The 14,146-nt window shown below is 45.4% G+C and carries 16 protein-coding genes; 9 read left to right on the top strand and 7 right to left on the bottom strand.

What is annotated here, in order from left to right; translation table 11 throughout:
• The first annotated feature begins 224 nt into the window (after nt 1-224).
• The 5 genes from ACTQ3K_RS11435 (at nt 225) to ACTQ3K_RS11415 (ending at nt 7,378) form a co-directional block, all read left to right on the top strand.
• Nucleotides 225-557 (top strand): glycosyltransferase, encoded by a 333-nt coding sequence (locus ACTQ3K_RS11435; RefSeq protein WP_441567945.1) that lies wholly within the window; start codon nt 225-227, stop codon nt 555-557.
• Nucleotides 554-5,572, top strand: coding sequence for an InlB B-repeat-containing protein (locus ACTQ3K_RS11430; protein WP_441567946.1), 5,019 nt, complete (start codon nt 554-556; stop codon nt 5,570-5,572). Before ACTQ3K_RS11435 ends, ACTQ3K_RS11430 begins: the two co-directional genes overlap by 4 nt.
• A gap of 167 nt (nt 5,573-5,739) precedes the next feature.
• Nucleotides 5,740-6,252, top strand: a complete 513-nt coding sequence (locus ACTQ3K_RS11425) for a hypothetical protein (protein WP_441567947.1) — start codon at nt 5,740-5,742, stop codon at nt 6,250-6,252.
• 387 nt (nt 6,253-6,639) lie between these two features.
• The gene (locus tag ACTQ3K_RS11420) at nt 6,640-6,996 is read left to right on the top strand and encodes a hypothetical protein (RefSeq protein WP_441567948.1); all 357 of its coding nucleotides are present in this window, start codon (nt 6,640-6,642) and stop codon (nt 6,994-6,996) included.
• Nucleotides 6,997-7,021: 25 nt separating this feature from the next.
• Complete coding sequence (locus ACTQ3K_RS11415; protein ID WP_441567949.1) at nt 7,022-7,378, top strand: hypothetical protein; 357 nt, start codon at nt 7,022-7,024, stop codon at nt 7,376-7,378.
• A gap of 177 nt (nt 7,379-7,555) precedes the next feature.
• Here ACTQ3K_RS11415 and ACTQ3K_RS11410 read toward each other — a convergent pair whose 3' ends face one another.
• The 6 genes from ACTQ3K_RS11410 to ACTQ3K_RS11385 form a co-directional block, all read right to left on the bottom strand.
• Entirely contained in the window at nt 7,556-8,623 is a 1,068-nt protein-coding gene (locus ACTQ3K_RS11410) for a tyrosine-type recombinase/integrase (protein WP_441567950.1), read from the bottom strand.
• Nucleotides 8,624-8,996: 373 nt separating this feature from the next.
• Nucleotides 8,997-10,589 (bottom strand): SIR2 family protein, encoded by a 1,593-nt coding sequence (locus ACTQ3K_RS11405; protein WP_441567951.1) that lies wholly within the window; start codon nt 10,587-10,589, stop codon nt 8,997-8,999.
• A gap of 77 nt (nt 10,590-10,666) precedes the next feature.
• Entirely contained in the window at nt 10,667-11,134 is a 468-nt protein-coding gene (locus tag ACTQ3K_RS11400; RefSeq protein WP_441567952.1) for a hypothetical protein, read from the bottom strand.
• 91 nt (nt 11,135-11,225) lie between these two features.
• Complete coding sequence (locus ACTQ3K_RS11395; protein ID WP_441567953.1) at nt 11,226-11,624, bottom strand: type II toxin-antitoxin system HicB family antitoxin; 399 nt, start codon at nt 11,622-11,624, stop codon at nt 11,226-11,228.
• A 42-nt stretch (nt 11,625-11,666) separates the two neighbouring features.
• Entirely contained in the window at nt 11,667-11,849 is a 183-nt protein-coding gene (locus ACTQ3K_RS11390) for a type II toxin-antitoxin system HicA family toxin (protein WP_441567954.1), read from the bottom strand.
• Nucleotides 11,850-11,926: 77 nt separating this feature from the next.
• On the bottom strand, nt 11,927-12,238 hold the full coding sequence (locus tag ACTQ3K_RS11385; protein ID WP_441567955.1) for a helix-turn-helix domain-containing protein: 312 nt from the start codon (nt 12,236-12,238) through the stop codon (nt 11,927-11,929).
• Nucleotides 12,239-12,398: 160 nt separating this feature from the next.
• Here ACTQ3K_RS11385 and ACTQ3K_RS11380 point away from each other — a divergent pair, with 160 nt between their 5' ends.
• Complete coding sequence (locus tag ACTQ3K_RS11380; RefSeq protein ID WP_441567956.1) at nt 12,399-12,596, top strand: hypothetical protein; 198 nt, start codon at nt 12,399-12,401, stop codon at nt 12,594-12,596.
• A 14-nt stretch (nt 12,597-12,610) separates the two neighbouring features.
• Complete coding sequence (locus tag ACTQ3K_RS11375) at nt 12,611-12,796, top strand: hypothetical protein (RefSeq protein ID WP_441567957.1); 186 nt, start codon at nt 12,611-12,613, stop codon at nt 12,794-12,796.
• Here ACTQ3K_RS11375 and ACTQ3K_RS11370 read toward each other — a convergent pair.
• Nucleotides 12,757-13,443 carry a hypothetical protein gene (locus tag ACTQ3K_RS11370; protein ID WP_441567958.1) on the bottom strand — a complete coding sequence of 229 codons (687 nt, stop codon included), beginning with the start codon at nt 13,441-13,443 and terminating at the stop codon, nt 12,757-12,759. The two genes, ACTQ3K_RS11375 and ACTQ3K_RS11370, sit on opposite strands and share 40 nt — an antisense overlap.
• A 130-nt stretch (nt 13,444-13,573) precedes the next feature.
• On the opposite strand from ACTQ3K_RS11370, the gene ACTQ3K_RS11365 reads away from it, so the two are divergent.
• Entirely contained in the window at nt 13,574-13,834 is a 261-nt protein-coding gene (locus ACTQ3K_RS11365; protein WP_441567959.1) for a hypothetical protein, read from the top strand.
• 79 nt (nt 13,835-13,913) lie between these two features.
• The gene (locus ACTQ3K_RS11360) at nt 13,914-14,117 is read left to right on the top strand and encodes a hypothetical protein (protein ID WP_441567960.1); all 204 of its coding nucleotides are present in this window, start codon (nt 13,914-13,916) and stop codon (nt 14,115-14,117) included.
• The last annotated feature ends 29 nt before the right edge of the window (nt 14,118-14,146 follow it).

The raw sequence follows: 14,146 nt of genomic DNA, 5'->3' as shown, positions 1-14,146 counted from the left end.
AAGGGATGAAAAACAACCTGAAAATGGCGAGAAACAGGGCAAAGCAGAAGTTAGTCGTGCAATTCTTTTTCTGAAGCATGGCAGTAGAAGTTACTAATGCAATCAACTAAAACGAAAAAAATTGATTTTGGGGTGAGAGTTTTTCTCCTTTTTTGTACCTTTATAAGTGAAGGGCTTTTTAAGCAGATTTTAAGACAAAGCAGAGAGAGGAGGTTTCAGACGATATGTACGATACCGCAAGACGGGTCGAGATTGTAAAAAGACGTGTGCGCGAAAACAGCCGCCGAAAGCAGCGGTGCGGTATCTATGGGCTGTCCGCCGTGTGCTTACTCCTGTTTGTGATACTGATACAGACAATGAACACAGCAGTCGGTCCGGGACAGATTGCCGTGCAGGGTATATTCGGTGCGATGCTTCTTCGGGAGGATGTGGGCGGCTATGTTCTGGTGGCGGTAGCGGCGTTCACGCTGGCCGTGGTGCTGACAGTCATCTGTATGCGGCTGCATGAACGTGAGAAGAAAAAAGAAAAACAAGAACAGAAGGAGGACACAGTATGAAAAAATTCCTATCCCTGCTTTTGGCCATCTGTCTGCTGATGGTTCCCGTGCAGGCATTCGCCTATGTAGGGGATATTTTACCGTCGACAGGCTCAGCGGTGGAGACGAGCAGGCGGAGCGATGGAACGCTCGTCCTGAAAAACGATTATATCCGTGCGGAGCTGCATGGGGACGGGACGCTCACGACTGCTCCGGCCGCAGCAGCGGACAGTGCCGGACAGACAGATAAACAAAAGCCATTCTGTGAATTTATTACATATAAAGGGTATGGTTATGGAAAAAGAGAGATTGTGCATCCCGCAAGTATTCGCCTGAAAAGCACGGAATTTGTGAACACGACACCGAACGGTGCTGCAAAGGCAATTAAGGCAGAGTATGCCTTAACGGTCGAAGTATCCGGAAAATCCCTTTCCGGGACAGGCACGGTCTATCATGAGCTTGTGCAGCTTAAGGAGACGGAAGCATCGGAAGGCGCCTGGGGCGTGATGACATCGGTTGATACGATCAGGATCAACAACAGGAGAGAGGACTTTATCGGCTCTTTGAGCGGAGATATGGGTGTTCAGTGGGGATACACGCTTGACGCCTTCAGCAGTATGGGTCATGGGAAGGCCACTGACGGTCCTGCCATCAAAATGAGCCGTACGATCTACAATTATGATCAGCAGGCAGAAATTTCAACAAAAAGCTCTGTTTTTACCAGTAAAGTGGAAAATCTGATGACATACCAATCATTCCCGCAGGGGAGGGACTGGTGCTATAACTATATCACCGAGGTCTATGTGGATGGATATACCTGGGCAAATCCTTTTGTGGGACTGTCCGGATATTATAAAAATAAAACCATCAAAGCCTATCTGCCGAATACGGTCAGCGTAACACCGGGCAGCAATCCGGCCAATACCTGCGTGGAGTGCAGGAATGAGATCGGTTACTGTTTCAGCGATGATGAGGTCTATTCCCATTCCGTACGGTTTCTCTGGGGCTTCCGCGATCTGGCAAAAGGCGCAGACGAAGTTCCTTCTGAACCGGACAAGGTGGATATTTCCATGAATGCCCAGCGTCTCGCGGCCTTTGCCGTCGGGGAGGGCATAACAGTGGAATACATTGCCGATGATGCGGCACTGAATGAACTGAAGCAGCAGTACGGAACCCCCATTGCCATCATCAGCGGCGAGTATGAGAGTAAAAACGGCATGGAATTTACGTTTACCGGAGGTGCGGCTTTGCTCTCTCCGTCCGTGACGGCAACGTGGGATACTTCCAACCGAAATAATAAACTCGTGATCAAAAAGGATGGAACGGTTGAACAGAGCGGTGTAAGCCTGAACGCACCGAGCTTCAAGTTCTATCATCCGAAAAGTGGGAAAGAAAACAATTTGAGCATCCGGCTCACAAAGGACGGCTTTCTGTTTGGAATCAAGCCGGACGATAACAGCGCTGTGATCTATGTGGACATCCCTTACGCCACAGCGAAGCTGAAACAGGCCGCCGCTGATGCAGCGGGAAATCTGGTGTTCAGCGGTGACATCGGTTTTCAGACTTTATTTAACGGTGCAGCGTTCAACCTTGAAAAGCTGGGTTATGGCCTGAATGAAAAAAATGAATTTAAGGTCAACGGCGTCCATGCCACGGGCAGCTTTAATACAGCAGATCTGCTGGCGCTGGAGCTGATGAGCGTCGAGGGCGAGGTCAATACTTTCAAGGGTGAGGAACGCTATGCATTCAGTCTGGAGCTGAACGCCTTCGATCTCTTTGAGACAGAGGCAGAGCTGGCGCTGGAGCGTGCTGCCAACGGTGGACTGATCCCGGATGAACTTTGGTTTTATGTCAAGGCCAATCCCGGTATCGTTTTAGTACCGCCGGTTCCGATTGGACAGCTTAATGGCGGCGGTGCCGGGTTCAGGGATCTGGCGGCAACGGTGAACGGCGATTATTTCGCCATCCCGCCCCTTAAGCTGCGCGGTGCGCTGACGGGAAGCTACCTCCATCTCATTGAAGGAACCGGAAATGTCGTTCTCGGACCAAGTGAAATATCCTTCAAAGCGACCGATGTGGGGATTGTGGGAGCGGGAGAAGCAACGCAGATTATTGACAGCTTCGGCTATACCCTCAAGCTCAACGGGCAGGAGCGGGCGTATAAGGGAACGAATTATGAGGGCATTTATTTTGCAGGTTCGGAGGAACTCGCATTGGCCCTGCCAAGCAAAGCACTTGATATTATCGCACTGGATTCTTCCGTTGAGCTGGGTGCGTTCGGCGGCGTGAACGATACAAAGAGCAACCTGTATCTTGGTATCGGTGCAAACGGAACGGTGATCGGAAGACTGCAGCTTCCGAAGAATTTCTTTATTCCCTGTCTTAGAGGCAAGACTTTGTCAAAAACGAATGTCGAACTTATTCTCGGCGGACAGACCGTTATCCCAATCAGGGGTGTCAGCGTTGACGAGGGCATGAAGCAGGCATTCAGGAATATTGATGTGTACCTCGGTGCGATGACGCAGACAACAAACTGGATCTATGATGTGCGTGCCTGGGCTGTCATTCCCAATATCATTGAAACCAACTTCCGAATGGGGGGAGGCTGGGATATTGAGGGCAAGCTGTTTGGTAAGCTCGACAAATGGGATTGGACGGAGCATGATGTTGAACCTGTAGTGCAGGCTGTGTCTTTGGAAGCTGCCGAAGGAGCCGAAGCTGCCGAAGCTGCCGAAGCTGCCGAAGCCGCTGTTCCGATGAGAAGTTCAAACGTAACGGAAATTGAGGTGAGTGCCGGTCCGGACGAAACACCGTATATCCTGCTGGCATTTGACAGCAGCATGACCGAGGAGCAGATCAGGAACGCTTTAAAAATTAAAAAGGACAGCCAGGACATGGATATCAACTGGCTGGGCGATGACGTTGAAGTCAATCCTGCCTATTCCATCAACGCAGATACCGACATCATAAGGAATAATGAGGATGGGAAAGAATACCGTGTGGCGATCCTGCGTTTGAATGAGGGCGGAGCCTATCAGATCGATACCGGAGATCTTGCACTTCAGAAATCGGAGAGTGCTTCCGTCCTGCCATTTGAAAAGCTGAATTTGAGCCTGAACGGCGGTCAGCTGTCCGGTAAAATCGACTATGCCGAAACCGGTACAAAGTATGTGCTCCGTACCTATTTTTCCGACAGCAAGGGGGGCGCGGATTATCTGATCGAGGAACAGGAGGTATCAGACAGTTCAGGCATTTCAGTGCCGATTCCGCAGAGCGGTGCACTGGCTCCCACGGGCGAATACTATGTAACCTCGTTCCTGATGACAGAAAAGGAAGTTGATCTCAACGGGGATGGTATTCTGGAAAAGACTCTTGTTGCCATCGACAGCCAGCAATTTGACACTCCGATCTCCTATACAAACAGCAACCAGCCGGATGCACCTCAAAATGTTTCGCTGGAGCTTGCCGGAAACGAGGTTATGACAGCGGAATGGACCGCTGTGGCGGATGTGGACGGCTATGCCGTGCGTATTTATCAGAAGCAGAGTGATGGTACTTTTAAGGATACTGGCTTCGGCTATGATCTTGACGGGAATACCACCTCGATCGACATGGCGCTGACCGTAGGAGGAGAAGAAACGGCAGAATCCCCGAACTTATCCGCAAACGAGACTTACAAGGTGAGTGTGAGCGCATACAAAACGGTTGAGGGCGGAAAGTATTATAGTGCTGAAGCGGAATCTTCAGATCAATATCTGCCCCAATATACACCGCTGGATCTGATGCTCTCTGTAAATGGTACGACCTGCACAGCAGATGAAAACGGTGTGTACCACGCTTATGTAGGCGGCAGTGACAATGTGCTGATGGTAAATAGTACGACGGAGAATGCCACATACAAAGTCACGAGAATGGATACAAAAGCTGAAATCAATGTAAATGCGGACGGTACAGGATTTGATATTCCCTCATTTGAGGGCAGTCTGATGTTCAAGATCGACGGCATTTCCGACATCCCGGGCAGTTCAGACGCAAAGGACGTGACCAGCGTATTTCTGCTGGTAAGCATGGACGAAACAGCCCCTGTGCTGACGCTCTCTGCCCCGGTATTTTACGCAGACAGTGATACAGGCGATTATGAAATTACCGGTATGTCAGACGCGGGAAGCGAGATCCTTTACGGCGATAATAAGGAATCGGTTCATGTGGGAAGCGATGGAACCTTTACCATCTCCGGTAACCTGGAGGATAACAGTGGTGTTCTTGCCCTCTTCGCACAGGACGGAGCGGGTAACCGATCTGCATCGCAGTTTGCACTGATTACGAGGCAGAACAGCACTGTCGAACACAAGGTTACTGTCACCACAGATGGTAACGGAACAGCTTCCGCAAGCCTCTCCACCGCTTCGGAGGGGATGGAGATCACCCTGAGTGCCGCGCCTGCCACGGGCTGCCGCTTTAAGGAATGGCAGGTCATCAGCGGCAATGTGACCATCATCGACAACCGGTTTACCATGCCTGACAGCAACGTAGAAATCAAGGCCATCTTTGAAAAAAACGGAGATGAAAGTAATCCGCATACCCACGTTTGGAGTGCATGGACCTCCAATGGCGATGGAACACATACCCGCATCTGTTCAGAAGACAGCAGCCATACCGAAACGGCAAGCTGCTCCGGCGGAACTGCCACCTGCACAGAAAAAGCGAAATGTAAGGACTGTGGGATGGAATACGGAGAAATAGGGAAGAGGCATGACCTTGTGCATCACAAAGCACAGCCGGCTACCGTTTCCCAGACAGGCAGCATCGAGTACTGGCAGTGCAGTAGCTGCGGCAAATATTTTGCAGACAGTGCGGCAGCCAGGGAAATTGCCTGGGCAGACATTATAACAGCCAAAGTAACAGGCAGTCAGCCGAACGCCAATTCTCCGCATACAGGAGACAGTTCCCGTATAGGATTATGGCTGTTTATGCTCTGTGCATCTGCCGGAGCAGTGGCTGTCATGATAATGATAAAACGACGCAAGGGAAAGTAAACAGACGGGAAAAGGATTAAAGAATAAATACCACCAGTCGAGAGTGATATGCCCCTGTCAAGTAGACAGGGGGCATATCAGAGGCCGGTGGTATTTTTCTAGCCATTTTCCGGAAGAGAGGAAAATAAAAAGCCTAGGGATCAGGGACAGGTGCAGAACTATGTTGATTGTTCCAGGAAGATGGGTGTGCCGGAGCAGAAGCAGCGAATCTTGCGGACGGGCTGAGAGGATGGTTCACGCCAACGAAGACCGAAATGGCTCGAAAGGTGGCAAAAGATCAAGAAAAAGAGAATGTGAGAGAGCACCGAGGGCGAAATATACAGTTTGCACAAAGGTTTGAAGAGTACAATCTGGGAGTAAAAGATACGATTACAACCAGAAAACTAATGAATAACCTGAATAAAACAGAAATAGGCAGAGAAATTGTGGAGTATATTGTAAACCATCCAGAACTCAGAATATCAATGTACTATGGCATTGATAATGAATGGGGGGGAAGAGCGCTCAGGAGAAAAGCGAGATTACACTATACGCATCTGAAACAAAAAATGTCCAAGAGACAGCAGAGGTACTTATCCATGAAATCATTCACTATCGTTACAATACAGGCGGGTCAGGATGGGCTGAATATGTTTGCTTTGCACAGGAAACGAAGCACAGAACAAGAAAAAGCAAATTGACAGGTTCCGAGTTAAGAAATATAATAAAATCAGTAGTAGAATTGTATCCTGAACTCTTCCATGGAGGAATAAAAAATGAACCCTAAAGACTTTAATGAGAGGATGAGCCGATTGCGAAAAGGCAAAAAAGTCCCTTGCAGAAATTGTGAACAGGGGAATATGGTACCTGTCGGAAATAACAAAACAACGAAGTGTTTCCGGTGCGATAAATGTGGAACAACATTAAACATCGATTAACAACCACCAGTCGAGAGGCCGGTGGTATTTTTCTAGCCATTTTCCAGAAGAAATGAAAATAAAAAGGCCAGGGATCTGGGACAGGTGCAGAACTATGTTGATTGTTCCAGGAAGAAAATGGTATAATAGCAGGAAAAGGGAGTCTTTGCGATGAAGGATAAAATCAAACGGTATGCAAGGTTATTGTGGAAGTATAAATATCTGATTTTGTGGGCAGTATTGGTTATTATGTTCGCGAAAAACAGTGGGTGGAAAGATTATCTATGGGGAGAACGAGCGTTTGCAGCAGTGGTTTTAAGTTCGATATCTGTTGGTGGAATCTGGCTGCTTGTGTTATATATCCGTTTTACCATTTCTTATTGCAAAGATATAATCGATCTGAACAAGTATCTGGATGACGCAACGTTTGAAGATCGATACAAAAGGGAAGTGGAACGGAGAAGACGAAAAGCAGAAAAGCGGATGAAATTGAAGAAAAAGATACAAATATTACGGAACCGTCTGTGAAAGCAGGAAAAAGGGAGTCTTTGCGATGAAGGATAAAATCAAACGATATGCAAGGATTTTGTGGAAGTATAGGTGGGCTGTATTTTTCGTGGTATGCTGGATTGTGCTCACAGTCGAAAGCCATGCGGATGACGTTGGATTTGGCGAAAATCTGTTTTGCAGCGGGATTTGGGCTGCCTTTTGTGCGGGTGTGCTCTGGTTTACATCTATGTATGTACGGTTTACCATTTCTTACTGCAAAGATATAATCGATCTGAACAAGTATCTGGATGACGCAACGTTTGAGAGCCGGTACCAGAGGGAAGTGGAACGGAGAAGACGAAAAGCAGAAAAGCGGATGAGATTAAAGAAGAAGATACAAATGTTACGGAACCGTCTGTGAAAGCAGGCGGTTTTTTCATAGGAAAGTGCCTCCTATAAAATACAAAAACAAAAAACCCTTGATTTTACGGGCTTTTTCGGCAATCCGCATAAAATCAAGGGCCTTGAAATCGTGGAAGCAATGGGGCTCGAACCCATTGTTTTCACTTAATAAACCGCATAAATACGTGGTTTCTTTTCAGACGTGTTGCATATCGTGTTGCATGGACTTGAAGTGGTTGTTGATTTTCTTGTTTTGTTTGGCTGCTTCCAGGTCAATAACATTCCGGTACACGGATTTCATTACACTGTCCGTTTTCCAGCCTCCGCGTGCCATGATGTACTGATCCTGGATACCGATGGCGTGCATGATCGACGCTGCATAATGGCGCAGGTCATGGAAGCGGAAGTGCGGAAGGCCGGCAAAATAGACGGCGCGGCGAAAACGCCCGGTGATCTGATCCGGGGTTGCCTTTATAATCCGCCCTTCGATTCCGGCCAGACGGTCAATCACAAAGTCCGGATAAAGGATCTCGCGGTAACTGCTGTAATTCTTCGGCTGTTTGATGGACCATTCCTTGTTGATGTCCAGCACCATGTTCCGGCGGACTGTAACAATGTTTCCGGAGATGTCGGAGGATTCCAGCGCGCAGATCTCACCGCGGCGCATAGGACCGAAGGCGGCCAGCATGACGGCAATCTCCAGTTCCTTACCCTGAATATGCAGCAGGAGCTTCTTGATATCTTCGTCATTCGGCGTATAGAGGTCTGGCTTGATCTTCGCCGGGAGCGTGGCTGAGAGCCGCATGGACGGGCAGAACATCTCGACGGTGGAAGATAACAGGCCGTAGATGTTCCGGACGCTTTTCGGGCTTAATCTGGCGCTCAGATCACCGACCCAGGACTGCACTGTGATCTGGTCAAGCTCACGGAGCCGGTAGTCGCCGATTGAGGCGAAGTATAAGCGCTGCATACGCAGGTAGCCGGCAATGGTGGTCTTTGACAGAACCGGTTCCTTGATTTGGATATACTTGCTGATGGCGTTGTAGACAGATATGTTTTCCGGTCGGGTATTTTTTCGTTCAGCGGCCCAAGCAGCAGCTTCTGCTTCACACTTTCGTTTTCCGCGGTTTGAGGGATCGTCACAGGTGAAGGATTCATAGATCCGCTTTTTCTTTGTGGTGCCGTCGGGGTTCTGTACATATTCGTAGTGTGAAAAGACCTGAACCCTCCAGCTTCCTGATGGTAATTTCTTTGCTTCTGCCATTTCTTTTCTCCTTTTTCCCGTTTTAGGGTACAAAAATAACAGCCAGCGAACAAAGGTTCCGCTTGCGTGGCTGTCCCGGAGATGATACACTATGAATCGAACGTACTAGTGAATCCTTCGGGACATTAGTCTTAGAGCCGGTCTCTGCTGGCGCAGGGGCCGGTTTTGAATTACAAATGTCAGCGTAAATATTGACATTTTTAGATTAAAAGAGTATTATTAAAGAGCACTTATAAAAAAGTTATATAAAGCTTTTGGAGTGCTGAACTTAAGAGAACACAGAACAATGAAAAGTGTTCTGAATTTGTATGGAGAAAGACTAACAATGTTTTTGGTGTGTACCAGAAAAGGTTTGTTAGTCTTTCTTTCTGTGTTACGCCCAATTTTCCATTAAATCAATATACATAACGCATCGTTTAAAGTGTGTAGCACTTTTAACAGTATCGCGATTGGGGGCAAAAAGCATTTTACATATATCTCGAACTTGAGAAATTGAAAAATGTTCTATGTTTTTTAAGAGAACTCCGGCTTTTTTGTTCAAGTCTGGTTTTGATTCTATTTCAGTTATTAAAGCGAGATAATCATGGATTTCTGGTATATTTTTTAATGTCTTTGCAACGTTTTTGGAAATAATTTTATCGACGCTGTTATGCTTCGTAACATAAATTCCAAGACGGGAATTAGGCGAAACAGATATACGGGCTTGCCGAATGTATTTAAAAACAGGAAGCAAACGAGTAGCGGCGATAGACTTAAAGCGATCTAAACACATTGCGTCTGGATCGAGATGTTTATTATCGTATAAAATGTCTTCTAAAATAACATCATCATCAAAGATCCCATATCCGAATTTACTTAGTATGTTTTCCCGATATCCAATTGCAATTGCTAAGGGTTTTCCAGATAAATCCATTTTACTTAAATCATCTAATCCAACAATAGTAGCTTCTGCATTTGAATCGGAAATACTGGAATCAACAATAGTTTTAATTATTCGCCTAGTTTCACGTATTTTCAAAGGGGAAACCCCTGGAACAATTTTGTTTAATATATCAAAAACACGGGCATAATTATCGGTTTGTATTTCAGTAATGGGAATTTCGGCGCCATTCTTTGTTGTAATGTTCCGCTTTATTTCGATAAGGTCCATTTCTCCTTTCCGGTAACTTATAAAAACAAAATGTTCGCGTATGGTTGACCTTTGTTCAGCAGAAAGACAGGACAAGAAGTCGGAGATTATCAATTGGATATTTTCATCCGAAAAAGAATAACCTAAAAAGATGATAGGTGATTCAGCGAATAAAGTTAACATTTTTGCAATGATAAGTTTTCGAGAATCCTGAAATTTTTCATAGTCTGCCTTAGTGACAATAAGAGAGGTAGCATCAGTTGCAGAACCATGGATTTTATATATTTCGGAAATATTGTAACTATCAGAATCAAAAAGTTGATGCTGATTTACAAAAACTGTAAAATCGTTGGAAAATATCTCATTCTCCAAAAACAAATCGTAGTTCGTGGTAATAACAGCAGAAATCTTTGCTTTTAGGGATCTGAACTTTTCGAGCTCATCAAGTAAACGTTGGCTACGCTGGATTTTCATTTTTTTAAAATATAAGGAAAGAAACATTTTGTAGGGAGAGATTCCTTTGTGCACCCAAGCAGGATTTTTGCTGTTGCCAATATTAAGTTTGATTTTCCTATCAAAAAAGGCAGCATTGAAATCATTCTCAATAATAGTTGCTAAAGAAGTGTTGATTTCAAAAGGGGAAAGCCCCTCACGAAGCATGGCATCTTTATGTTTTTGCAATTGGAACAGATCAGAATTATATTTCTTGAAGGACAACTCGATGAGTTCATCCCAGGTAGGGTAGTTATGAAGATATCTTTTTGAAATCCCTGATCCAATAAAAAGAACAGGGAGTTTTTTACTGGCAACTATTTTTTCAAGCACATTTTCATTCATACCATATTCTCCTTTGCATATTACGTTATCCCCCATTACCGCAGGCAACAGTCTAACCGTCTGGAGTTCCACACAGTTTATTTCATCATTTTCACAACCGCCAGCGGCTCGAAGTAGATCACGTAGTTATCAATTGTCGTATAAATTCCATATTTGCTCCGGTAATATTCCAAAGCGTCTATCAGATATTCTTCTGTCACACCCAGATGTTCCGCAATTTCATACTGGTTCTGGCACCCGAATTCATACGCTGCCACGATCCCGCGCAGGCCGATCCGGAGGTTATAGCCGTAAGCTCTGGCGCGGAGCTCCTGCTTTCGGTTGGCGGTGACGGACTGATCCAGAATGTTTCCGGTCGTGGTGTAGTAGTGACCGAGTTCTTCTGCCAGAACGCAGGACTTTTCTGCCTGAGTGGGGATGTCGTGGCGAATTGCAATGGATCCATTGCAGTATAACCCCTTTATTCGTTCACTGGAAAAATGGTAATCCATTACGTCTATACCGTCCGCGCAGGCCTGATCCTGCAAACGTTCATACATGTTCATGCAAACACCTTCTTATTCTGGTATGCCTGGTATTTTTAAATAGTATTCTTACTGAGAGAGCCGTTAAAGGCACGGCTCCCTTGTAAAAATATTATTTCATCTGTACTTTTTGCAGTAATGCTTCCTGAAGCACCTGCGAGAAGTTGATTCCCATAGCTGATGCGGATTCATTTAACCATTCTGGTATGGTAAGGGTTTTTTTCACTGCCTTGTTATTGTACATTTTTCGATATGCCATTGTATCGCATGCAATATAATTTATAAAGTCGTTTCCGGAAATGGAGAGACTGGACGGAGCAGAAGGCGCTGGAATTGCACGCCCATCTTTTTCATAACCATAAAGAATCAAAGCAAGGACATCCTCAGCCATTTCAATGCCGTCCTCTAAAGAATCTCCGCATGTGTAGCATCCTTCCAAGTCTGGAAAGTTAATGGAAAAGCCGCCGTTATCTTCTGGTGTAAAAATAGCGGGATAAGCATATTTAGCCATATTATTTCTCCTTTCAAATCTATAAAGGTTGAAGAAGTGGGGCTATTTTAGCCCCGCGTCCTTCAGTATGTTATTGAGTGTTCCAGATGAAACTTCTGTTTTGTGTCTCGGAACTGCGAATTGCTTACCGGTTGTCGGGCTGTACCAGATGTCATGTCGGCTTCCGCTCCGGACAAATTCGCACTTCGATTTCTTTAGCATTTTTAAGAGTTCCTGTGTTTTCATTGCCCCTCCTTTCTATAAGAATATTATAACACGTATATATACGTATGTCAATAAAAATATGTGCAAATACGTATAAATTATTTTCTTCTATCCTTCACAAAGGCGGCAAACTGCTTGATTTCTTCCAGCTCTGCGTCGGTGTATTCTTCGCCGTCAAAATGGGCGGCAATAGTGGAGGGCTGATTGTCCTCAATTCCCAGAAGCGTGTCTGCCGAAACATTTAGACAGTCTGCTATTTTTTTTATGGTGTTTACATTTGGTTCTCTGTTGCCGCTTTCATATAAGGAGTAGGTTGATTTTGCAACACCTATTTTTTCAGCAACATCTTTTTGCGAAAGGCCTGCTTTTAAACGAGATTCTTTTAAATTCTCATTGAAACGGTCACCCATTGTAGTTACCTCCTGATAGGTTTGATTATAGTTGCATAACGAAAAACTGTCAATAAAAAAGTTTGCAAAATGAAAAGAAAACTATTGACAAGTTTGCTTATTGCAATTATCATATAAACATAGTTTGCAAAACGTAAACAAACGGAAAGGAGGATATGGAATGTTCAGAAATTTAGAAGCTGAACAGGCACGTAAAGGTTATACCAATGCGCAGATGGCCGAAAAGCTTAGAATTTCAAGAGTGTCATATGAAAACAAAAAGAAATCGGGAAAGTTTACGGCTCTTGAAGCAAAGAGGTTATGCAAGATTTTCTGTGTAAAATTTGATTACCTCTTCGAGACAGAGGATGGCAGATAGGAGGTGAGAAGGCGGTGAAAAAAGGCATTGTATATGTAAAGGAAGCGTCACTGGTCAAGGTGAAAATCATCAAAGAAATGAATGGTCCGGGAAGCCCTCTGCGCACAGTGATCCAGTATTGGACAAAGGACGGACGGCTTGTGGCAGAGGGGTATGCGGATCAGACGGACGAACCGGAAAGAAACGATACGGCGTCCTGATAAGCAAGATCAGCGTCAATGAAGGTGACAAAAGCGTTGATGGATTGCTTCAGTTCATTCAAGCCGTGAGACGAGTGCTTTTGGATATAGTGAGTCTGATCGTTTCCAAGCCAAGCAGAAGCTTTGGCGAGAGTTTTTAAGCGTTCATCAGTTATGTAATTTCCGATACATTGAGCGAGAGGCTGCTGTTCAATTTTGTCTTTGTCATCGGAATGATTGGAAATAGCATAATCCTTCACCAAGAATTCCAGAGCCTTGCGGTATCCCATTCCACAGATAGAATCCATTCCGAGATTTTCTGCCTGAAGAGATTCGTTGTAGATTTTTACAAACTGTGGAGATAAGGCAGCTATATTGTCGGAGAAACTTTGCGAAGCAGTTGGAGTGGGATAAGAAAGGAAGTATTTGTACGAATCATCCAATAAGCCATTCCATGTATGCAGAGATATAAATTCACAATCGCAATTAGAACAATAATTGAGAAGGTAGACTTTGTTTTGAGTTTCATCATCATATTCGATCAAGGAACCATATAAGACATCTGGGGATAAAGCATGGTTACAAATGGGACAGATAGATGCAAGCTCAACTGGAATTGTTTCGGGAAGATCGGTGACAAGACTGTGAAGAATAACTGGCTGCTTCATAGGGGCGCTCCTTTCACGTGAACGAAGTTTTTTGAAATACTTACAAGAAATAGTATAGGAGCATTTTAAAGAAAAAGCAATCATACAAACCTCTTCGAGACAGAGGACGGCAGACAGGAGGTGAGGCAAGATGCCGAGAACGAGTTTATGCCAGGACAAACACAAGCATAGCAACGATGTCCTGATGGCAGAGATCTCCCGCGGTATGGCAATGCGCGGGAGAAAGCGGATCGAATACGCCGGGATTGCCGGAATCGCAGAGGCAACAGCGTACACACGTAACCGCAACCCCGGAGAGTTCCGATTGACGGAGCTCCGGAGGCTGTTTGAGAAGCTGGGGACAAGCAATGATGTGATCCTGGCAGTATTCGGAAGGGAGGACAAAAGATGAAGTTAGATCTGATCTATGTTATTTATGGTCTGCTCGGCCTGTTCCTGCTGTGTGGGTGGATCCAGGAGGAGGTGAGGGCATGGCTAAAAAATCGGAAGCGGTAGAGACATGTCCGTATTGCGGAGCGGAAAGGAGAAAGAGAATGGTTGAGATCAAGGAAGAATTTTACAAGGTGATGACGCTGGAGACGGCGTACATCTATCATGAGGTGCTGGGAATTGATTTTGTGATCAACAACGGGGAGATCACAATGCCGAAGAGCGAAGAAAATGCCCCTCAGTAGCGGCAACTACATAAGAGGGGCAAAAGCAA

The sequence above is a fragment of the Candidatus Paralachnospira sp. LCP21S3_A2 genome (genome assembly GCF_052118925.1).
Taxonomy (GTDB): Bacteria; Bacillota; Clostridia; order Lachnospirales; family Lachnospiraceae; genus Lientehia.
Note: the sequence above shows the minus strand (reverse complement) of the source record. Positions and strands in the feature narration are given on the sequence as shown.

Excerpts from the sequence above, each read along its gene's own strand:
- ACTQ3K_RS11435 (WP_441567945.1), top strand. The coding sequence starts at position 225 with ATGTACGATACCGCAAGACGGGTCGAGATTGTAAAAAGACGTGTGCGC.
- ACTQ3K_RS11430 (WP_441567946.1), top strand. The coding sequence starts at position 554 with ATGAAAAAATTCCTATCCCTGCTTTTGGCCATCTGTCTGCTGATGGTT.
- ACTQ3K_RS11420 (WP_441567948.1), top strand. The coding sequence starts at position 6,640 with ATGAAGGATAAAATCAAACGGTATGCAAGGTTATTGTGGAAGTATAAA.
- ACTQ3K_RS11415 (WP_441567949.1), top strand. The coding sequence starts at position 7,022 with ATGAAGGATAAAATCAAACGATATGCAAGGATTTTGTGGAAGTATAGG.
- ACTQ3K_RS11410 (WP_441567950.1), bottom strand. The coding sequence starts at position 8,623 with ATGGCAGAAGCAAAGAAATTACCATCAGGAAGCTGGAGGGTTCAGGTC.
- ACTQ3K_RS11405 (WP_441567951.1), bottom strand. The coding sequence starts at position 10,589 with ATGAATGAAAATGTGCTTGAAAAAATAGTTGCCAGTAAAAAACTCCCT.
- ACTQ3K_RS11400 (WP_441567952.1), bottom strand. The coding sequence starts at position 11,134 with ATGAACATGTATGAACGTTTGCAGGATCAGGCCTGCGCGGACGGTATA.
- ACTQ3K_RS11395 (WP_441567953.1), bottom strand. The coding sequence starts at position 11,624 with ATGGCTAAATATGCTTATCCCGCTATTTTTACACCAGAAGATAACGGC.
- ACTQ3K_RS11390 (WP_441567954.1), bottom strand. The coding sequence starts at position 11,849 with ATGAAAACACAGGAACTCTTAAAAATGCTAAAGAAATCGAAGTGCGAA.
- ACTQ3K_RS11385 (WP_441567955.1), bottom strand. The coding sequence starts at position 12,238 with ATGGGTGACCGTTTCAATGAGAATTTAAAAGAATCTCGTTTAAAAGCA.
- ACTQ3K_RS11380 (WP_441567956.1), top strand. The coding sequence starts at position 12,399 with ATGTTCAGAAATTTAGAAGCTGAACAGGCACGTAAAGGTTATACCAAT.
- ACTQ3K_RS11370 (WP_441567958.1), bottom strand. The coding sequence starts at position 13,443 with ATGAAGCAGCCAGTTATTCTTCACAGTCTTGTCACCGATCTTCCCGAA.
- ACTQ3K_RS11365 (WP_441567959.1), top strand. The coding sequence starts at position 13,574 with ATGCCGAGAACGAGTTTATGCCAGGACAAACACAAGCATAGCAACGAT.
- ACTQ3K_RS11360 (WP_441567960.1), top strand. The coding sequence starts at position 13,914 with ATGGCTAAAAAATCGGAAGCGGTAGAGACATGTCCGTATTGCGGAGCG.